A 21,046-nucleotide genomic window follows, 5' to 3' on the forward strand; every position below is an offset into this window, starting at 1 on the left:
CCGGGAAGAAAGCAAGCGGGGGTTGGTATATCAACCCCCGCTTTTGGTTCTTACAAAACAGTTACAAAACAGCAATGGCTCGGTCCAGGCGTTCGAGAACGCGCTCGCGTCCCAGATGTTCAATCGTGGTGAACAAGGGCGGTGCCACGCGCTTGCCGGTGATGGCGATGCGGATTGGCTGGAACAGTTGCCCCGCCTTCAAGCCAAGGTCTTTCGCCAGTTGCCGCAAGGCGGCTTCAATCGCGTCATGCGTCCATTCAACTTCGGCGAGCACAGCGCGCGCGGCTTCTAACGCGCGGCGTGTCCCCTCGGCGTCCAACTTCTTGGGGATGAGCGCTTCGGGCGCCGGTGTTTCGATGTCGCGGAAGAAGAAATCGAGCATATCGGGCGCTTCGGCGAGGGTCTTGATGCGTTCCTGGATATCCGGCACCAGCGGCACCAACTGCTCAGCGGTGACGTTCAAGCCGGCTTTTTGCATAAAGGGCACAATGCGTTCCGCCAACTCTTCAGGCGACAATTTGCGGATGTACACGCCGTTCATCCATTCAAGTTTTTCGTAGGAGAACACTGCCGGCGATTTTTTGATGTCCTTCAAATCGAATTTCGCAATGGCTTGTTCAGGCGTGAAAATCTCTTCATCGCCGCTGTACGCCCAACCAAGCAGAGCGATAAAGTTGAACATGGCTTCGGGCAGGTAGCCCGCTTCGCGAAACTCGCGGACGAGTGTCATGTTTTCGCTTTCGGTACCGTCGGGATTCTTCTTTTTGCGCTTGCTCAATTTCCCTTTGCCGCTGGGGTCGAGAATGAGCGGCAAATGCACCCACTGCGGTTGTTCCCACCCAAAGGCTTCGTACAACATGACATGGATGGGGGCGCTGGGAATCCACTCATCGCCGCGCAGCACGTGGGTGATGTTCATCAAATGGTCGTCCACCACCACGGCGAGGTGGTAGGTGGGGTAGCCGTCGCTTTTGAGCAAGACCACGTCCTCAAGCGTTTTGTTCTCAAAGCGAATTTCGCCGCGGATGAGGTCATTCACAACGGTTTCGCCTTCCAGCGGCACTTTGAGGCGTACCACGTAGGGCGTCCCTTCGGCTTCCAGTTGGGCGCGCTCTTCATCGCTCAGGAAGCGGCAATGACGGTCGTAGCCGGGGGCTTTGCCCGCTTTTTGTTGTGCTTCGCGGACTTCGGCAAGTCGCTCAGGCGTGCAGTAGCAGCGGTACGCCCATCCTTTGGCGATGAGGTCTTCTGCGGCGCGGCGGTAGTGTTCCAGGCGTTCGCTCTGGAAATAAGGACCATAGGGGCCGCCAACGTCGGGGCCTTCATCCCACTGCAAGCCTAACCAGCGCAAATTTTCTTTGATGTCTTCGAGAGAATCGGGGACATAGCGCTTGCGGTCGGTGTCTTCAATGCGCAGGATGAACTGACCGCCGGTTTTGCGTGCCAGCAACCAGTCAAACAGAGCGGTGCGCGCCCCGCCAACATGCAAATAGCCGGTTGGGCTGGGCGCGAAGCGAACACGTGCGGGTTTGGTCGTCATGGTATTGCTCCTTCGTTGCACCTGGTATGGGTGTTGATTTCCTCTCTTGGGCGGTCCGATTATACGCACTCTGGCGCTGGCAACAAGGTTTGTTCGAGGCTTGTCTTTCAAAGTGGCTTTTCGTATACTTGGCACACTCGTCCCCGTTCAAAAGCCGCTGGGAGGCATGTATGCTCGAATCTGCGAGAGTGGCACTCGACGATATCCTCGACCGCTGGAAACCGTATGGGCGCGCCGGCTTGCTTCCCTGCCTCATTGAGACACAAGAGCGTATAGGCTGGTTGCCCCCCGATGCGTGCGCTGCGATTGGTCAGGCGTTGCGTGTTCCGCTGGCGGACGTGTACGGTGTTGTGGAGTTTTACGCGCTTCTGTACACGACGCCCACTGGCAAACTCGTGCTCCGCGTGTGCGATGATGTCGCGTGTTTTGCGCGTGGGAGCGCCGCTGTGGTGGAGGCGTGCAGCCGCTTGCTCGGCATTCAGCCGGGCGAAACAACCCCTGATGGACGCTTTACGCTTGAGGTTCACCCCTGCCTGGGACAGTGCGATCGTGCGCCGGCTGCGTTGCGTGGATTCGTGCCGGTGGGTGAGCTGACGCCCGAAAACGTGCAAGCGGCGTTGCTTGGTGATACGCCTGCTCCCCCGCCGGACGTGGTTAGTGATGCAGCAAGCCTGTTGCTCCGCCGCGTCGGACGGGTTGACCCCGATGACCTTGCCGCGTATGAGGCGGACGGCGGGTATGCGGCACTGCGCCGCGCCTTGGATGTGGGGGCGGAAGCCGTCATTGCCGAGGTCAAAGCGTCAGGGTTGTTTGGGCGTGGCGGTGCGGCGTTCCCCACCGGGGTAAAGTGGGAAAGCGCCGCACGTCAGTCGGAACGCACGCGCTACGTGGTCTGCAACGCTGATGAGAGTGAGCCGGGTACGTTCAAAGACCGTGTGCTGATGGAAGGCGACCCTTTCGCAATTGTTGAGGGGCTGACCATAGCCGGGTATGCGATTGGGGCGCAAAAAGGGTTCATCTACGTGCGCGGTGAATACCGCGAAGCGTTTGAGCGACTGCAAAACGCTGTGGCACAGGCGCGTGCGGCCGGTTATTTGGGCGAGAACGTGCTGGGAAGCGGGTTTGCGTTCGATATTGAGGTGCGTCGTGGTGCGGGGGCGTATATTTGCGGGGAAGAGACGGCGCTTTTTGAAAGTATCGAAGGAAAACGCGGCATGCCTCGCCAGAAGCCACCGTTCCCAACTGAGAAGGGGTTGTTTGGCAAGCCGACCGTCATCAACAACGTGGAAACGCTTGCCAATGTGCCGCATATTGTCCAGCATGGGGCGGCGTGGTTTCGCCAGATTGGAAATGAGGACGCCCCTGGTCCAAAATTGTTCTGCGTGAGCGGCAATGTGGCGCGTCCGGGTGTCTATGAAGCCCCCATGACAACAACGCTTCGCGAGTTGCTCACGATGGCGGGGGGCGTTGCTGACGGGCGCAATGTGCAAGCGATTCTGCTGGGGGGAGCGGCGGGCACGTTTATATCGCCCGACGCGCTGGATACCCCACTCACGCCATCCGCCTTGCGCGCGATTGGGGCAACACTCGGCTCGGGCGCGGTGATTGTCTTTGATGACCGCGTCCCCATGCTGGATGTGCTGGCACGTATTGGGCGCTTCTTCGCGCATGAATCGTGTGGGAAGTGCTACCCCTGCCAGTTGGGAACACAGCGCCAATGGGAGATGGTCCAGCGCTGGCAAGCAGCGGGGCGTGTTCTGATGGAAGACCTTCCCCGCTTCAACGACCTTGCGGCGACAATGCGCGACGCCTCGATTTGCGGTTTGGGACAAACGGCAGCGTCGGCCATTGCGAGTTGGGTGCAGTTGCGTGGGTATGAGATTGTGTGAGGTGTGTTTATGTCAACAATCACTTTGACGATTGACGGTCAAAGCGTGCAGGTTCCCGCCGGCACAACTGTTTTGCAGGCGGCGGAGCAACTGGGCATTGAAATCCCACGGCTCTGCTACCACCCACACATGACGCCGCCTACCGTCTGCCGCTTGTGTGTGGTGGAGTGGGAAGGGGCGCGCACGCTTGTGCCCGCCTGTGTGGCGCAGGTGCGCGAAGGGGCGGTGATTCATACAGCAAGCGAGCGTGTGCAACGGGCGCGGCGTACCATTCTGGAATTGCTTCACTCGGCGGTTGATCTGAGTGAAACGCCTGAGGTTGTGCGGTATGATGCGCAACTAGGTGTGGATGCACAGCGCTTTGCAGACGGCGCGCGGCGTGAAGCACCTTTCTACGATGACAACCCCTTCTACGTGCGCGATTACGAGAAGTGCATTCTTTGCTGGCGCTGTGTGCAAGCCTGCGGTGATGATATGCAATTCACGTATGCGCTTTCGCTTGGTGGGCGTGGTTTTCACACGCATATTGCGACCTTTTTCAACGCGCCTATGCCTGAAACGACGTGTGTGTTTTGCGGGAACTGCGTGGGGGTTTGTCCCACAGGGGCGTTGAAGGGACTGGATGAGTATTTGCTGGAACAAGGCGTTTCATTTGAAGCGCTTCATCAAGAGAAACGCAAACGCAAACAACGCCGAAAAGAGGAGTGAGCCAGATGGATATTCACGCCATTTTGCGCGACTTGAAGCAAGGCAACCGGCGTTTTATGGAAGGCGCATTGCGCCACCCCCGCCAGGATGAAGCCACTCGCATGAGGTTGGCGCGTGGGCAATCCCCCAAGGCGGTGGTGCTGGGATGCGCTGACTCGCGTGTGCCGCCTGAGGTTGTGTTCGACCAGGGGGTAGGCGACCTGTTTGTGGTGCGTAGCGCCGGCAACATTCCCGATACGTATGCGCTGGCGGGTATCGAGTATGCTGTGCTGGCATTGCAAACGCCGCTGGTGATTGTGCTGGGGCATACACAGTGTGGTGCTGTACAAGCCGCCGTGCAAGGCAATGTGCTTACTCCTGCTTTGGAGGCGCTGGTGGATGCCATTCAGCCGTCAGTTGAGGCGGCTGAAACGGATTCGGTGGATGAAGTGGTGATGGTGCATGCACGCCGCGTGGTGGCGGAACTTCCCGCCCGTAGTGAAGCGATTGCTCAGGCAGTGGCGGATGGACGCCTGCACATTTTGCCGGCGCTCTATCATCTGGGGACTGGTGTCGTCGAATGGCTCGACGAGGTGCAGGTATCTGCACCGGATGATGAGGTGGCGGCAAAGTAGGGAGTGCCTTGTAGCGTCTGGGCGCGAAAGGAGGAAGAGGTATGCTCTCAGCCGAGCAGATGGTTCGGACAACGTGCCCCTACTGCGGTGTGGGGTGTCAGGTTGATTTGCATGTGCGTCAGGGGCGCATTTTTCGTGTGAGTGCGCCGTTTGATATCGCGCCCAATGAAGGGCGTTTGTGTGTCAAGGGGCGTTTTGGCACTGATTTTGTTCACCATCCCTCGCGGCTTACCACGCCGCTGATTCGCAAAGAGTTTGGCGTGCTGCCGCGGCATCCTATGGGGCTGGACGGTTTTCGTGAAGCGACGTGGGATGAAGCCCTTGACCTGGCGGCGGAACAGTTCGCGGAGATTGTACGCACACGTGGGGGAGATGCGATTGGCACCTTCTGCTCGGCAAAGGCAACCAACGAAGATACGTATGTCTTCCAGAAGTTTGTGCGGGCTGTCTTGGGGACGAACAACATTGACCATTGTGCGCGGCTTTGCCATGCGGCGTCGGTGGTGGCGTTGCAAACGGCAATCGGTTCGTCCGCTATGTCGAATTCGATTGCCGAGATGAAGCACCTCGATGTTTTCATCGTGACAGGTTCCAACACAACCGAAACTCACCCCGTCATCAGCACGTTCATGCGCGAGGCGGTGGTTCACAACGGCGCGAAGTTGATTGTCGTGGACCCACGCGGCATTGAGATGACGCAGTTTGCTACGTTGTGGCTGCGTCAGCGTCCCGGCACGGATGTGGCGGTCTTTCAGGCGATGGCGCAGGTGATTGTATCGGAGGGGTTGTATAACCGCGCGTTCATTGAGGCGCGTACAGAAGGCTTTGAGGCATACGCTGAAGCCATTATGGAATGTACGCCGGAGTGGGCGGAGCGTATTTCAGGCGTGCCTGCTGAGCATATTCGGGAAGCGGCGCGGCTTTATGCAACCGCCAAGGCAGGGGCGATTTACTGGGGCATGGGGATTAGCCAAAGCGTCCACGGGACTGAGAATGCGCTGGCGCTTGCCAATCTGGCGTTGCTAACGGGGCATGTTGGACGTCCAGGCACTGGGCTCAATCCGTTGCGTGGGCAGAACAACGTGCAGGGGTGCTCTGATTCGGGTGGGTTACCCAATGTGTTCCCCGGTTATCAACGGGTTGACGATGATGCTGTGCGAGAACGGTTTGAGGCGGCGTGGGGGGTGTCGCTCAATCCCCAACCCGGCTTGACGACGATGGAGATGGCGTTTGCCGCTGAGGCGGGCGATATTGTGGCGTTTTATGTCATGGGTGAAAACCCGATGATGAGTGAGCCGAATTTGCGGCATGCGCGGCATATCATTGAGAATTTACCGTTTTTGTTGGTGCAGGATATTTTCCTGAACGAAACAGGAGCTTACGCCGATATTTTGTTGCCTGCGACCAGTTTTGCTGAAAAGGATGGGACGTTTACGAATTCGGACCGGCGAGTGCAGCGTGTACGTCGGGCGGTGCCTGCACCGGGGGATGCGCGGGATGATTGGGTGATTTTGTGTGAGTTGGCGCGTCGGGTTGAGCAGAAATTGGGGCGTGCCAGGAGTGCCGGTTTTGCTTTTGCGTCGCCTGAGGAGATTTGGGATGAGATGGCTCGGCTGACGCCGCCCTTCCAGGGGATTTCGTATGCGCGTATTGCTCGCGAGGGGGGTGTTCACTGGCCATGCCCAACGCCCGACCATCCCGGTTCACCCTATTTGTTCGCTGAAACATTCCCACGCGGACGGGGGCAGTTTGTGCCTTTGCAGTATCGCCCCTCAGCTGAGTTGCCTGATGACGAATACCCCTTCATTCTTTCAACAGGGCGTGTGCTCTACCACTGGCATGGCGGCACGCTGACACGGCGCTCCAAGCTTGATGACATTTACCCTGAGGCGACGGTGGAAATTCACCCTGAGGATGCCGCTATGTTGGGGGTCAAGCATGGTGAGCGTGTGCGGGTGCGCTCGCGGCGTGGCGAGATTGTTGTGCGGGTAGCGGTGACGGCGCGCTCGCCGCGTGGTGTGGTGTTTATCCCGTTCCACTTTGCAGAGGCTGCGGCGAACGAGTTGACGATTGACGCTCTTGACCCGCAAGCGAAAATTCCGGATTACAAGGTCTGTGCTGTGGCGGTCGAACCGCTGTGAGAGCAGGTTTTGCAATGCATGGAAGTCCCGCTGGGGATACCGGCGGGGCTTTTTTTATTGTTCGAGCGCGTATGGTGCGCCGCGTTCCACCCACGTTTCAATAACGCGTCCGACTTTGTGAAGGCTTTCGGCGCTGAGCTGTTCGCAGGTATCGTCCATCGTGTGCCATGCAGGGTAATCGAAGTCAATCAGGTCAACAGCGGGGATGCCACGTTGAATGAAGGGAAGGTGGTCGTCAATGATGGTCCAGCGGGGTTCGTTGTAGAAGCCGTTGTCGAGATACCCGAGTTCGTCGGCAATGTTGAAGAGTGTATCGGTGAGGGTGGGGTCGGAATTGCGTTCGCGGTAGATTTGCAAATCGCGGTCGCCAATCATGTCAAGGATGATGACGGCTTCTGGCTGTGGTGTGGGCGGGTTTGCGGCAAATTGTTCGGCGCCAACGGAGAAAGGCCAGCCGTCAATGTCGCCGCGGTCTTCAGCGTCGAAAAAAGCGAGCTGTACTTGCAGGTTGTCAGGAACATCGAGCACTGTTGCGAGTTCGAGCAGAACGGCGACACCGCTGGCGCCGTCGTTCCCTCCTAAAATCCAGCCTTCTGGGTTGGCGGGGTCGCGGTCGGCGCGGGGGCGGGTGTCGTAGTGCGCACCAATGAGGATAGGCCGTCCTGCGCCTTGTGTGGCAACAAGGTTGACGATTTCGACGCCGCGGAATGTACCACGTTGTTCGCGAACGCTCCAGCCTTGCGCTTCAAGGGTCTCACGCAACCAGGCGCGCGTTTTTTGAATAGCGGGTGAACCGGTTGGGCGTGGTCCAAATGCGCATTGTTGGTTGGCGTATGCGAGCGCGCGCTCGCTATCGAACGTTTTGGGACGAGGTGGAGAAGATGGTTGAGCCTGGCAGCCAACTGCCAGGCTCAAGGTCAGTGTCAGAGCGACGAGGAGCGTGCGCCAATCTTGCATGCAGTTACTCCTGCGGGTTGGAGACTTCGCTCCCGGTGATGATGTGGTCTGTCGGTACGGGTTGGATTTCGGGCAGGATGGTCTCCAATGTTTCAAGAGCGCGCTTGGCGTAGGCTTCGTTGCGCTTGCGTTTGTTGCGGATGCGCTTGGGAAGTGGCGGCAGAATGCCAAAATTGGCTTTCATTGGTTGGAACTCTTTGGGGTCGGCGTGTGTGACGTACCAGCAGAGCGCCCCAAGCATTGTTTCCCGTGGGAGCACGATGGGCTCTTTACCTTGCACAAGCCGCGCGGCATTGATACCTGCAACTAAACCGGTGCCTGCATTGCCGACGTATCCTTCCACGCCTGTGATTTGCCCGGCGAAGAAGAGGTCGGGGCGTTTGCGGAACTGCATGGTTGGTTCCAGCAACACGGGCGAGTTGATGAATGTGTTGCGGTGCATTTGCCCCATGCGGACAAATTCGGCGTTTTGCAAGCCGGGAATCATGCGGAAAACGCGCGCTTGTTCGCCCCATTTGAGGTTGGTCTGGAAGCCAACCATGTTGTACAGCGTGCCGGCGATGTTGTCTTGGCGGAGTTGCACGACGGCGTAGGGTTGTTCACCTGTGCGTGGGTCAATGAGCCCTACGGGGCGCATGGGACCAAAGGCAAGCGTTTGCTCGCCGCGGCGTGCCATTTCCTCAATGGGCAAGCAACGCTCAAAGAATTTTGGGTCTTCGCGTTCAAAGTCACGTAGCTGAATAGTCTCGGCTTCAAGCAAGGCTTTGACGAAGGCTTTGTATTCTTCCTCTGTCATGGGGCAGTTGATGTAGTCGCCTTCTTCTTGTTCGCCTCGCCCGTAGCGGGAAGCACGAAAGGCAATGCTCATGTCAATTGAATCAGCTTCGACGATGGGCGCCATAGCGTCGTAAAAGTAAAGGTATTCCTCGCCGGTAATGCGCTTGATGTCTTCAGCCAGAGCTTCGCTTGTGAGTGGTCCCGTTGCAATGATTGTTGGGCGTTCGGTTGGGATGCGAGTGACTTCCTCGCGTCGAATTTCAATGAGGGGATGTTCGCTGAGCAAGCGTGTAACGGTTTCGGCGAAGACTTCGCGGTCAACGGCTAATGCACCGCCCGCAGGAACAGCGGCTTTGTTGGCGGCGGCGAGGATAAGTGAGCCCATGCGGCGCATTTCTTCTTGCAAAAGTCCTGAGGCGCGGTCAATCATTTGTGCGCCTAAGGAGTTGCTGCAAACGAGTTCCGCCAGGCGGTCTGTTACGTGGGCGGGAGTTGATTTGACGGGGCGCATTTCGTAGAGTGCCACGCGCACGCCGCGCTGGGCGAGCTGCCAGGCTGCTTCTGAGCCAGCAAGTCCCCCACCGACGACAATCACGTCAATGTTTCCGTAAGGGTCTTTTTTCATGTTCATACTGCTCACCGCTTTCTTGGTTTTGTTGGCTTGGAAAAGTATAGCACAGAATAAGTTTTAGAGGCATAGCAATGTCTTCATAAAATGCCTCTGCAATGCGATGCGATCGCGTGGCGCGACCGGTTGGTTTTTTATGTTAACTTTGGTTGTTTATTGTTGTTGGGATAGATTTTTGGCTACACGAAATTTTATATACACCATTAGAAACACCAAAAGCACCCCGTGCTCACCACGCCCAACACACCGACTTGACGCCAACGCCATTCTCAGGCATACTATCAACCAAACGATTGTTTGGTTTCCCCTCACATCGCCGAACAACAAACGTCGTTCGTCGTTCAACCGTCAACCACAGGGACACAGAGGAGAAGACCTATGCCTAAACCAATCCGTCGCGTGGTCGTTCTCGGTTCTGGCACGATGGGGGGCGGTATTGCCGCTCACGTTGCCAACGCAGGCATCCCCGTTTACCTGCTCGACATTGCACCCACCTCGCTGACACCCGAAGAAGAAGCCAAAGGGCTGACGCTCGAATCGCCCGAAGTGCGCAACCGCATCGTCAACGCGGGGTTGGAGCGCATCAAGAAGAGCAACCCACCCGCCCTTTTCAGCGAAAAAGTGCTCGACCTCATTACCGTCGGGAACTTTGAAGACAACTGGGAGTGGGTTGCCGAGGGGGATTGGATTGTCGAAGCCGTCATCGAGAATCTGGAAATCAAGCAGAATTTGATGGCGCGTGTCGAAGCGACCCGCAAACCCGACGCCATCGTGAGCAGCAACACCAGCGGCATTCCCATTCACAAGATTGCCGCGGGGCGCAGCGACGACTTCCGCGCGCACTTCCTGGGCACGCACTTCTTCAACCCGCCGCGCTACATGTACCTGCTTGAAGTCATCCCCACCCCCGACACTGATCCCGCGGTGGTCGAACGCATCACCTGGTTTGCCGAAAACATCCTCGGCAAAGGCGTGGTCATCGCCAAAGATACGCCCAACTTCATCGCCAACCGCATTGGGACATTCGCCGGGCAATACCGCGTCCACTACGCTCTGCAACATGGCTACACCGTCGAAGAAGTGGACACGCTGACCGGACCCATCATCGGCAACCCGAAAACGGCAACCTTCCGGCTGGCGGACCTAGTGGGGATTGACGTTTGGAACTACGTTGCCGAAAACCTCTACAAAGCCGTGCCCGACGACGAAATGCGCGAATACTTCAAAGTGCCTGAGCCGCTGGCTGAAATGGTGCGCCGCGGCTGGCTGGGGAACAAGACCGGGCAAGGCTTCTACAAGAAGACCGACAACCCCGACAAGAAGAAACGCTTCTGGCCCATCAACCTGCAAACGCTCGAATACGAAGAACCCAAGAACCCGCGCTTCGACATCGTCGGCAAGGTGCGCAAAATCGAAGACATCGGCGAACGCTTCCGCCAGATTTTCGCCGCCGCCGATGAAGACCGTGGCGCAACATTCATCACCGAAACCACGCTGGCCATGCTCACCTACGCCAGCCGCCGTGTGCCCGAAATCGCCGACCGCATCATTGACGTTGACCGCGCCATGCGCTGGGGCTTCCGCGTGGAGCGTGGTCCGTTCGAGTTGTGGGACCTCATCGGCACGCGCTACGTGGCTGAACTGGCCGAACAGCGCGGGCATGTGGTCGCCGACTGGGTGAAGGAAATGCTCGCCGCCGGCTACGAATCCTTCTACCAGTGGGAAGCAGGCGACAATGTCGCCTACTACGACCTCTACGAAAAGACCTACAAGCCCATCGAAAACGACGCCCGCGTGGTCAACCTGAATGCGCTGCGGCACAGCGGCAAGGAACTCGCCCGCAACGATAGCGCCAGCCTGATTGACCTGGGCGACGGCGTGCTCTTGCTCGAATTCCACAGCAAGATGAACGCCCTCGATGACGCCATCGCCGAAATGGGCTACCGCGCGCTCGATCTGCTCGAAAAAGACGAGTGGGTGGGGCTGGTTGTCGCCAACCAGGGCGAAAACTTCTCCGCAGGCGCCAACGTCGCCATGATTGGGATGGCGGCGGCGTCCAAGCAATTCGACCAGATTGAACAAGCCGTCAAGAACCTGCAAGACCTGCTCATGGGCTTCCGTTTTGCGCCCAAACCCGTTGTGACCGCACCACACGGTTTGACGCTGGGCGGCGGCGCCGAAGTCGCCATGCACGGCGATTTGATGGTCGCCTCGGCGGAAACGTACATTGGCCTTGTTGAACTGGGTGTGGGGTTGATTCCCGCCGGTGGTGGGTGCAAAGAAATGCTCCGCCGCGTTGTCAACCCTGCCGTGCAGGATACCCAGTACGTTGACCCCTTCCCCTTCCTGCGCAAAGTGTTTGAAACCATCGGCATGGCAACCGTTGCCCGTAGCGCCGTGCATGGTCGCGAACTCGGCTTCCTTTCGCCCTGCGACCGCGTGGTGATGAACGACCGCTACCGCATCGGCGAAGCGAAAAAAGCCGTGCTCGAATTGGTGGCGCGTGGCTACGTACCACCGGCACGCGAAACCGCCCGCGTCTATGCACTTGGGAAGCGCGGCCTGGCGGCACTGCACACCGCCATCTACGGCATGCTGGAAGGCCACTACATCAGCGAATACGACGCGCACATCGCGCGCAAACTGGCGTATGTCCTCAGCGGCGGCGACCTCGACCGTCCGCAGTGGGTGCCCGAGCAATACATCCTCGACCTTGAACGCGAAGCCTTCCTCTCGCTGACAGGCGAACAAAAGACGCTCGAACGAATCATGCACCTGCTGCAAACGGGCAAACCGCTGCGCAACTAACATTGACAACGAACAGGTGTGAACGAAGGGAGTGAACCTATGAGCAAACGAGAAGCAGTGATTGTCGCTGGCGTTCGCACCGCAGTGGGCAAAGCGCCCCGCGGTTCGTTGCGCACCAAGCGGCCGGATGATCTCGCCGCCGACGTGCTGAAGGGCTTGCTGGAACGCGTGCCCCAGCTCGACCCCGCCGAAATCGAAGACGTTATCATGGGGTGCGCCATGCCCGAAGGCGAACAAGGGTTGAACATCGGGCGCGTTGCCGTCATGCGGGCGGGGTTGCCGCACAGCGTGGCCGGCATCACCGTCAACCGCTTCTGCTCCAGCGGGTTGCAAACCATCGCCATGGCGGCGCAAGCCATCGAATTCGGGAGCGCCGACGTGGTTATTGCGGGAGGGGTGGAAAGCATGAGCATGGTGCCCATGACAGGGCATTACTTCGCCCCCAACCCGCACCTGGCGCTGCACTACCCCGAAGCCTTCATCAGCATGGGGTTGACGGCGGAAAAAGTCGCTGAAAAGTACGGCATCAGCCGCGAAGAGCAAGACGAATTCGCCTATCGCAGCCACCAGTTGGCGATCAAAGCCATTGACGAAGGCAAGTTCAAAGATGAAATCGTGCCCGTCGAGGTCGAAGAGGTCAGCGTGACCCCCGACGGCGAGCGCGTGGTGCGCACAAAAGTCTTTGACACCGACGAAGGCCCACGCCGCGATACCAGCCTGGAAGCACTGGCACGCTTGCGCCCCGTCTTCCGCGCCGACGGCACAGTCACCGCGGGGAACTCCTCGCAAACCAGCGACGGCGCGGCGGCAGTGTTGCTGATGACGCGCGAAAAAGCCGAAGAACTGGGGCTGAAGCCGATTGCCCGCGTGGTGAGCTTCTCGGTCGGCGGTGTGCCGCCTGAGATCATGGGGATTGGTCCGGTAGCGGCGGTGCCCAAAGCGCTCAAACGCGCCGGCCTGACCATGGACGACATTGACCTCATTGAGCTGAACGAAGCCTTTGCCGCTCAATCGCTGGCGGTCATTCGCCAGCTGGAAATGCCGCTCGAAAAGGTCAACGTCAACGGTGGCGCGATTGCATTGGGGCACCCGTTGGGCTGCACCGGCGCCAAACTGACGGTGCAAATCATCAACGAATTGCGCCGCCGCAAAGCCCGCTATGGGCTGGTGACCATGTGCATTGGCGGCGGTATGGGCGCCGCCGGGGTGATTGAAAACCTGGACCTGTAAAGCAGGCCTCCTTCCCACGCAAAAACCAGCCGGGCGTCAAAACCCGGCTGGTTTGCTTTTCCCCTCACCGCGGCGCGCCCCTTCTCAGAAGAAATCCACTGCCGTATCGAAATCGCTGACAAATGGTTTTATGTCAAGCACAGGCGTTCTATTCAATGCATCCAAACCGCGAACCGTTATCACATTGCCTTCAACGGCGACGACCTGCGCCACCGTCATCCCAATTGGGTTGGGGCGATACTGCGTGCGCGTCACAAAAACACCGCGCAACGGTTGTTCAGGGTCGTCGCGGGGATGCAGCTGCAAGCGAACTTCATCAATCTGGTGAAAATGAAAGAGCACCACGATATACATGCCGGGCGCCATGCCGAGCAACCCATCCACAACATCCGGGTTGAGAACAATGCGCATGGTCGTATTGCGCAAAACATCCACAGGCGTCCACGTCTCAAATTCATTTTCAACGAAGCCAATTGGCGTGTAGCAAATCTCGTTCGGCATAGCGCCCCTCACCCTTCAAGGCTTTCAAGCCACTTCGTGAATCTCAACACGGTACACGATTTCAGCTACATGGCGCACTGTGGCAATCGCCGGGCAATAGCGTTCGTAGGAGAGTGAGACAGCCTTTTCCACCTTCGCCGGATCGAGATTGCGCCCCCACACATGATACACCAATTCGACCTTGACAAAGTGGCGGGGGTGCTCCTCGCGCTGCTCAGCGTTGATTTCAATTTGCACATCGGTAAAGTCCTGGCGCATTTTACGCAACAACGACACCACATCCATGCCGGTACACCCCCCCATGCTAATCGCCATCAACTCCATGGGACGGAAACCGGCGTTTTCGCCACCCAATTTCCCCTCGGCGGCGTCCATCAGCACGGTGTGGCCTGAATTCGCCGTACCTTCAAATTTCATCCCACCTTTGAAAGAGACGCGTGCGTTGATTGCCATGATATGCCTCCTTGCATTTGATTGATACACAGTGGGAGTATACTAGAAGTGTTCAGGTGCGCCAAACCCTCTCACAATACCTCCAGAAAGCAAAAAAGGCGGCAACGCATGGTTGCCGCCTTTGCTCGTCTCCAGCCGATTAGCCAGTAAACGGCTTGCTGTAATACTTCGCAAACGAGACTTCGTTGGTGCTGTGCCAGCGGTAAATCCCTTCGCGGAATTGCTTCCACTGCTCGAAAATGCTCTTGAAGTCGGCGTCCTGTTGCGACAATTCATCATACAACGAGAAGGCCGCTTCTTCAGCCGCTTTCAAAATCTCATCGCTGTACGGGCGCAATTCGACGCCTTCGTTGAGCAAGCGCTGCAACGCTTCATTGTTGCGGGCATCGTAGCGCGCCAGCATCACCATATTGGCTTCAAAGGCGGCCGTGCGGATGGCGGCTTTATACACATCGGGAAGTTTGTTCCACTCATCCAGGTTGACTTGCACTTCCAGCGTTGGGCCGGGTTCCCACCAACCGGGGTAGTAGTAGAACTTGGCGGCTTTGTGCAAGCCCAGTTTTTCGTCGTCGTAAGGACCCACCCACTCGGCGGCGTCAATCGCCCCGGTTTGCAACGCCTGGAAAATTTCGCCACCAGGCAACACCTGCACCGTCACGCCCAGGCGGTCCATCACCTGCCCGCCCAAGCCGGGAATACGCATCTTCAAACCGCGCATGTCATCAGGCGTGCTAATTTCCTTGCGGAACCAGCCCCCCATTTGCACGCCGGTGTTCCCCGCCGGGAATTGAATGACATTGAAGCGTTCGCGATAGAGTTCTTGCAGCAAATCGAGGCCACCACCTTCATACAGCCAGGCGTTTTGTTGCTGAGCCGTCAACCCAAACGGCACCGACGTACCAAACGCGACCGCCGGCGTCTTGCCGACATAGTAGTACGATGCCGTGTGGCCAATCGGCACAGCCCCCTGCGCGACAACGTCAAGCACCTGGAGCCCCGGCGCGAGTTCACCCGCCGCACGCGCCTGAATGCGGAATTTCCCCCCCGTCAATTCAGTCACACGTTCAGCGAAGATAACCGCCCCGCCATAAATCGTGTCCAGCGACGGGGGCCACGACGTTGCCATTTGCCATTCCAATTCCGGCAACGCGTTGTCGTTGGCTGCTTCCTGCTGGATTTCCTGCGCGTTTTCAGTGCTTCCAGATTGTTGGGCATTACACCCCACCAATCCAAGCGCACCAACGCCAAGGGCGCCTTTCGCCGCCAGTTCCAGGAATTCGCGCCGTTTCATAAGCCTCCCTCTCCTTTCACGTGTTTGTTTGGTAGCCTCGATTGTTTCCGCCGAAGCGGGACATCCCAAAAGTTTGAAAGGACGGCTGGGTACATGTTGCAGGACTTGCAAATGGGCTGCTGGACGAAGACGGGTGCATTGTATCGTATGCGTAGGGCATTCGTCAAACAAACGTCAAAAACCGACGCCCCCACTCACACCAACACGAGTGGGGGCGTCGCATGTCACGATTACAGCGGATAGTTTTGCAAGTAGGCGACCAAATCGCGCATGAAGGCGTCGGCGGCGGCGCCATCGAGAATGCGATGGTCGAAGGTCAAGGTCAGGTAGGCCATGGGGCGAATGGCGATGGCATCCATGCCGTCTTGCTCCACCACCACAACGCGCTTCTGCATCGCCCCTACGCCCAAAATAGCCGCTTGGGGCTGGTTGATGATGGGCGTGCCAATAATCGCGCCGTTCGTGCCGTAGTTGGTGATGGTAAAGGTGCCGCCTTGCACATCATCGGGCGTGAGTTTGCCGGAGCGGGCGCGCTCGGTCAGGTCGCCCAAGGCGCGGGCAATCCCTTTCAGGCTCAGTTCGTCGGCATGTTTGAGCACCGGCACAAGCAAGCCTTTGCCCTCTTGTACGGCGGTTGCCACGCCAATGTTGATGGCGCGTTTGAGCAAAATCCCCTGGTCGGTAAACGTCGAGTTGACCATGGGGTGCTTCTTCAACGTCTGCGCCACCGCTTCGACAAAGTACGCCGTGTAGGTCAGGCGCACGCCTTCGGCGGCAAAGGCGGCTTTGTGTTTGTTGCGGTGCGCCACCACGCGGCTCAAATCCACTTCGTGCACGGTCGTCACGTGCGGGGATGTATGTTTGCTGCGCACCATGTGCTCGGCAATCGCCTTGCGCATCGGCGTCAACGGCACCAATTCGCCCTCGCCGGACGGCAACGGCACGTCGGCGGCGGTGGTCATAGGCAAGGGTGCGGGCGGTTCAGGTGCAGGCGCGGGTTTTGGCGGCGGTGGTGCAGCGGGTTGCGGCGCCGCAGGTTGTGCGGGCTGGGCGGCGGCTTTCTCGCGTTCTTCGAGATAGCGCAACACGTCCTTCTTGGTAATGCGCCCACCGCGCCCACTGCCTTGAATTTGCGAAAGGTCAATGTTGTGTTCAGCGGCAAGGCGCGCCACAACTGGCGAAATGCGCTGTGCGGCGGACTTGTCAGCCGCAGGTTTGGGCGCCGTCGCAGAAGTTGACGCCGCCGCGGGCTGGGGTGCAGCGGGCGCTTCGGCAGGCGCGCTGCCATTCTCACCCGGCTTTTCGCCCGGCTCGCCAACCCAGGCCAAAACTGTGCCCACCGGCACGGTTTCACCTTCGGGCACTTCAATCGAAAGCACAACACCCGACACGGTGGACGTCACTTCGGTATCCACCTTGTCGGAAATGACTTCCAGCAGCGGCTCATACTTTTCGACATGCTCGCCGACTTTTTTCAGCCACTTGCCAACCGTTCCTTCGGTTACGCTTTCGCCCAATTGGGGCATTTTGATTGGTGTTGCCATCGTTCTTCCCCCATCATTGCAGGATTAGTAGGCTGCCAAATCGCGAATGGCGGCTTCAATTTTGTCCGGGTTGGGCAAGAACCAGTGTTCTTGTGGGTCGTTGTAGGGCATGGCGGGCACTTCGGGACCACACAGCCGCTTGATCGGGCCATCCAGCCACTCAAACGCCTGGTCGGCAATCAGGGCGGCGATTTCCGCGCCAAAGCCCATGAAGCCGTTATCTTCGTGAACAATGAGCACTTTGCTGGTCTTCTTGACCGACGAGAGGATGAGGTCTTCATCCAGCGGGCGCAACGTGCGCGGGTCCACCACTTCGACACTGATACCGTCTTTTGCCACGCGCTCGGCGGCTTCCAGCGTGTGGTGGAGCATCATCCCGTAGGAAATCACGGTGATATCTTCCCCTTCGCGCACAATCTGGCCTTTGCCAATGGGAATGCTGAATAAACCATCGGGCACTTCGCCCTTGATGAGGCGGTAGGTCTTCTTGTGTTCGAGGAAGAGCACCGGGTCGCGGTCCTGAATGGACGACCAGAGCAAGCCGGCGGCATCGTAAGGAGTGCTGGGCGCGACAACTTTCAAGCCCGGCACGTGTGTGAAAAAGCCTTCAACTGATTGGCTGTGATAGAGCGCCCCGTGAATCCCTCCACCGTAGGGCGCACGAATGACCATGGGGCATTCCCAATTGCCGTTGGAGCGGTAGCGAATGCGGGCGGCTTCGTTCACAATCTGGTCAAAGGCAGGGTGAATGAAGTCGGCAAACTGGATTTCGGCAACGGGCAACAACCCGTTCAACGCCATGCCAATCGCCACACCGACAATCCCCAACTCGGCGAGCGGCGTATCAATGACACGCTCTTCACCAAAGTGTTCCAGAAAACCGGCGGTGACGCGAAAGACCCCGCCTTTCGCGCCCACGTCTTCGCCCATGACAAGCACGCGCTCGTCGGCTTCCATGGCGTTCCAAAGCGTGTCGTGAATCGCTTCAAGCACACTTTTCACTGGCATTCTCACTCCTCCAATCTCTCATCCGCGAGCCTCATTGCTCGCCTTCATTTGGTTGCCAAATCATCGTGGGCTTAGCGGTCCCAGTAGACGTGTTTCATCGCATCTTCGGGACGCGGGAGTGGCTGGGCTTCAGCCCAATCGGTGGCATCGTTGACGATATCCATGACTTTCTTTTCGATTTCCTCGAACCAGGCGTCATCAGCCAGCCCTTGCTCCAGCAAATAGGCGCGGGCGCGCACCAGGGGGTCTTTTTCCTGGCGCAGGCGTTCGATTTCTTCACGGGAGCGGTAGAGGCGGTCGTCGTCATCCGAGGAGTGGGCTTTGAGGCGGACAGTCTTGCATTCAACGAGCGTGGGACCTTCTCCACGGCGAGCACGATCCACCGCTTCTTTCATGACTTTGTAAACCGCCAGCATATCCTGCCCGTCCACCACCACACCGGGCATACCATAGCCGGCGGCGCGATCCGCCACGTTTTCAATCGCCATCTGCTTGTTCGCGGAAACGGAGATGGCATAGCCGTTGTTCATGCAGACAAAGACCACAGGCACTTTGTGGATGGCGGCGAAGTTGAGTCCTTCGTGGAAATCACCCTTGCTCGAACCGCCTTCACCAAAACTGACGTAGGTCACGGCATCTTCGCCACGCAGTTTGTGGGCGTAGGCAATCCCAGCGGCTTGTGGGATTTGCGTCGAAACAGGGCTAGACGCCGTCACAACGTTGAGCGGGCGATAGCCCCAGTGCGCCGGCATCTGGCGGCCGCCACTGGCGGGGTCGTTTGCACGGGCAAACCAGCCCAGCATCAATTCGCGGGGCGGCACGCCGATGGCAAGCAGCAGCGCCAGATCGCGGTAGTAGGGGTGGAACCAGTCTTTGCCGGGGATGAACGCCATCGCGGCGCCAATTTGGGCGGCTTCTTGCCCTTGCCCCGAAATGTGGAAGTGGGCTTTCCCCTGGCGTTGCAGAATCTCACAGCGTTCATCAAAACGGCGACCGAGCAACATCAGTTCGTACATGCGGCGGACATCATCATCAGAGAGGCCAAGTTCGCGGTGGTCAAACGCGAGGCTTTTGGTTTGGGCATCAAGAGCCACGTATTCAGTCATTCAAACCTCCTTGTCTGAATTTCACACCAAGCGCCGTTGCTTGTGCGGCGCTTATTGTACAGAAGTCGGGGGATTCTCGCAATCGCCCCACCTATCAAAACGCCGAAAGGCGCTCAAAGCAACGCCGGCATAAAAAAGGCGGGGTCTTGTGAACGACCCCGCCTTGGCTTCAACGGTTAGAGCATCAAGCGCATTGGGTTTTCAAGCAAGCGCTTGAATTCCACAAGAAACTCGGCGGCTTCCGCGCCATCGGTCACGCGGTGGTCGGCGGAGAGAGTAACTTTGAGCACCTGCCCCACCACGATTTCGTCGTTGCGCACCACAGGCACTTTCTGCACACCGCCCACGGCGAGGATTGCGGCTTCGGGCGGCGTGATGACCGCCACGAACGAATCCACCCCGTACATGCCGAGATTGCTCACGGTGAAGGTGCTCCCGCCGATATCGTCAGGCTGGACTTTGCCCTCGCGGGCGCGTTGCACCTTGGCGCGCGCTTCGGCGGCAATCTGGCTCAGCGATTTTTGGTCGGCGTTGCGCACTACCACTGTCAGCAAGCCGCTTTCGACGGCGACGGCAATCCCCACGTTGACATCCCCATGCCGGATGATTTTGTCGCCTGCAAAACTGGCGTTGATGTTGGGGAATTTGCGCAACGCCAGCGCAGCGGCTTTCACAATCATATCGTTGACACTGACCTTGATACCTTCGTCGGCGAGTGTGGCATTGATTTGCTGACGCAGCGCCATCGCCGCATCCATGTCAATGCTCATCGTGACGTAGAAGTGCGGCACGGGTGCTTTGCTCGCCGTCATAACTTCGGCAATCCGCTGGCGCATGCGCGTCAAGGGGATTTCTTCCGCCGCGCCAATGGGCTGAACAGGCACTACCGGTGCGGTGGGCGCAGTCGGCGCAGGCGTCGGGGCTGGGGCGGGTGTTTCCACCACAGCCGCAGCGCGTTCGGCAAAGGCTTCCACATCGCGGATGACGATACGCCCGTCAGGGCCGCTTCCCGGCACCTGGCGAATATCCACACCCAACTCGCGGGCGCGACGACGCGCGGCGGGGCTGGCTTTGACGCCATCCGGCGGTGGCGGTTCATCAGCCTGTTCCAGGTGCGCCTGCACGTCTTCCTTGGTGATACGGCCGCCGGGTCCGGTGCCCTGCACGCGGCTCAAATCCACGCCGTGTTCTTCGGCAAGGCGGCGGGCGACCGGGGTGGCTTTGACCTCTTCAGCAGGTGCAACCGCCGGTGCAGAAGCGGGCGCCGGCTCAGGAGTTGGCGCGGTTTCTTCGGCAACAGCAGGCGTGGGGGCAGCCGCGGTCTCAACGGCTTCACCCGGTTCGCCAATCAGCGCCACCGGCGTATTGACAGGCACCACCTGACCAGCGGGAACGAGAATCTTCAAAAGAACACCATCAGCAGGGGCTTCCATTTCCACAGTGGCTTTGTCAGTCTCAACTTCGGCGACCACTTCGCCCTTTTTGACGGGGTCGCCTTCGTTTTTCAGCCACGCGGCAATGGCGCCTTCTTCCATATCAAAGCCCAATTTCGGCAACGTAAGTTCGACTGCCAAGGGTTTTCCTCCTTCCTGTTTTGGATTTTGGATACTTCAAGAGGGGGAGCGCCATTGCTCCAAAAGTGGGCTGCGTCAGCATCCAGACGAGCATTATATCGCCTTGAAGATGGAGGACAAGCCATGCGATATCGATTTTGCGAGCCATCGTCTGTGGCAGTAAACTGTTTACGTCCTCCAGCAACCAACAAACACTTCGAACGTAAACACATTATGTGCGAGATTGCTCTCTCGATTTCCCCAAACAATGCTTTACAATGAATTTTCAAGGAGGTTT

Annotated in this window: 16 protein-coding genes; 6 read left to right on the plus strand and 10 right to left on the minus strand. The window is 58.4% G+C overall.

Translation table 11 applies throughout. The annotated features are described in order from the left end of the window. Positions 1-61: 61 nt before the first annotated feature. Positions 62-1,540 (minus strand): glutamate--tRNA ligase, encoded by a 1,479-nt coding sequence (gene gltX / locus SE16_RS03045; RefSeq protein WP_054494289.1) that lies wholly within the window; start codon positions 1,538-1,540, stop codon positions 62-64. Between the two features lie 170 nt (positions 1,541-1,710). Here gltX and nuoF point away from each other — a divergent pair, with 170 nt between their 5' ends. From nuoF to fdhF, 4 genes are read left to right on the plus strand one after another with little or no spacing between them, the layout of a single operon-like run. After that, positions 1,711-3,429 (plus strand): NADH-quinone oxidoreductase subunit NuoF, encoded by a 1,719-nt coding sequence (gene nuoF / locus SE16_RS03050; RefSeq protein WP_054494291.1) that lies wholly within the window; start codon positions 1,711-1,713, stop codon positions 3,427-3,429. Positions 3,430-3,438: 9 nt separating this feature from the next. Further along, the gene (locus SE16_RS03055) at positions 3,439-4,137 is read left to right on the plus strand and encodes a 2Fe-2S iron-sulfur cluster-binding protein (RefSeq protein ID WP_054494293.1); all 699 of its coding nucleotides are present in this window, start codon (positions 3,439-3,441) and stop codon (positions 4,135-4,137) included. A gap of 5 nt (positions 4,138-4,142) precedes the next feature. Continuing rightward, positions 4,143-4,751, plus strand: coding sequence for a carbonic anhydrase (locus SE16_RS03060; protein WP_054494295.1), 609 nt, complete (start codon positions 4,143-4,145; stop codon positions 4,749-4,751). A 41-nt stretch (positions 4,752-4,792) separates the two neighbouring features. Beyond that, on the plus strand, positions 4,793-6,892 hold the full coding sequence (fdhF, locus tag SE16_RS03065) for a formate dehydrogenase subunit alpha (protein ID WP_200907511.1): 2,100 nt from the start codon (positions 4,793-4,795) through the stop codon (positions 6,890-6,892). 54 nt (positions 6,893-6,946) lie between these two features. Here the strand turns inward: fdhF and SE16_RS03070 are convergent, their stop codons facing one another. Further along, complete coding sequence (locus SE16_RS03070; protein ID WP_054494297.1) at positions 6,947-7,849, minus strand: M28 family peptidase; 903 nt, start codon at positions 7,847-7,849, stop codon at positions 6,947-6,949. A gap of 4 nt (positions 7,850-7,853) precedes the next feature. Further along, complete coding sequence (gene trmFO / locus SE16_RS03075) at positions 7,854-9,257, minus strand: FADH(2)-oxidizing methylenetetrahydrofolate--tRNA-(uracil(54)-C(5))-methyltransferase TrmFO (RefSeq protein WP_235472435.1); 1,404 nt, start codon at positions 9,255-9,257, stop codon at positions 7,854-7,856. 375 nt (positions 9,258-9,632) lie between these two features. On the opposite strand from trmFO, the gene SE16_RS03080 reads away from it, so the two are divergent. Both SE16_RS03080 and SE16_RS03085 read left to right on the plus strand, forming a co-directional pair. Next, the gene (locus SE16_RS03080) at positions 9,633-12,062 is read left to right on the plus strand and encodes a 3-hydroxyacyl-CoA dehydrogenase/enoyl-CoA hydratase family protein (protein WP_054494299.1); all 2,430 of its coding nucleotides are present in this window, start codon (positions 9,633-9,635) and stop codon (positions 12,060-12,062) included. A gap of 39 nt (positions 12,063-12,101) precedes the next feature. Beyond that, the gene (locus SE16_RS03085; protein ID WP_060687188.1) at positions 12,102-13,292 is read left to right on the plus strand and encodes an acetyl-CoA C-acyltransferase; all 1,191 of its coding nucleotides are present in this window, start codon (positions 12,102-12,104) and stop codon (positions 13,290-13,292) included. 84 nt (positions 13,293-13,376) lie between these two features. Here SE16_RS03085 and tsaA read toward each other — a convergent pair whose 3' ends face one another. The 7 genes from tsaA to SE16_RS03120 form a co-directional block, all read right to left on the minus strand. Further along, complete coding sequence (gene tsaA / locus SE16_RS03090) at positions 13,377-13,793, minus strand: tRNA (N6-threonylcarbamoyladenosine(37)-N6)-methyltransferase TrmO (protein ID WP_054494301.1); 417 nt, start codon at positions 13,791-13,793, stop codon at positions 13,377-13,379. A 24-nt stretch (positions 13,794-13,817) separates the two neighbouring features. Then, a complete protein-coding gene (locus SE16_RS03095) occupies positions 13,818-14,246 on the minus strand; it encodes an OsmC family protein (protein ID WP_200907512.1) in 429 nt (142 codons plus the stop codon). Positions 14,247-14,385: 139 nt separating this feature from the next. After that, entirely contained in the window at positions 14,386-15,537 is a 1,152-nt protein-coding gene (locus SE16_RS03100) for a TRAP transporter substrate-binding protein (protein WP_060687190.1), read from the minus strand. A 230-nt stretch (positions 15,538-15,767) separates the two neighbouring features. Continuing rightward, complete coding sequence (locus SE16_RS03105) at positions 15,768-17,081, minus strand: dihydrolipoamide acetyltransferase family protein (protein WP_054492027.1); 1,314 nt, start codon at positions 17,079-17,081, stop codon at positions 15,768-15,770. 24 nt (positions 17,082-17,105) lie between these two features. Continuing rightward, positions 17,106-18,089: an alpha-ketoacid dehydrogenase subunit beta gene (locus SE16_RS03110; protein WP_054492028.1), complete on the minus strand. Its 984-nt coding sequence runs from the start codon at positions 18,087-18,089 to the stop codon at positions 17,106-17,108. A gap of 71 nt (positions 18,090-18,160) precedes the next feature. After that, complete coding sequence (locus tag SE16_RS03115; protein ID WP_054492029.1) at positions 18,161-19,195, minus strand: thiamine pyrophosphate-dependent dehydrogenase E1 component subunit alpha; 1,035 nt, start codon at positions 19,193-19,195, stop codon at positions 18,161-18,163. A 176-nt stretch (positions 19,196-19,371) separates the two neighbouring features. After that, a complete protein-coding gene (locus SE16_RS03120) occupies positions 19,372-20,769 on the minus strand; it encodes a 2-oxo acid dehydrogenase subunit E2 (RefSeq protein WP_054492030.1) in 1,398 nt (465 codons plus the stop codon). Between the last annotated feature and the right edge of the window lie 277 nt (positions 20,770-21,046).

The organism is Ardenticatena maritima (assembly GCF_001306175.1).
GTDB classification, from domain to species: Bacteria; Chloroflexota; Anaerolineae; order Ardenticatenales; family Ardenticatenaceae; genus Ardenticatena; species Ardenticatena maritima.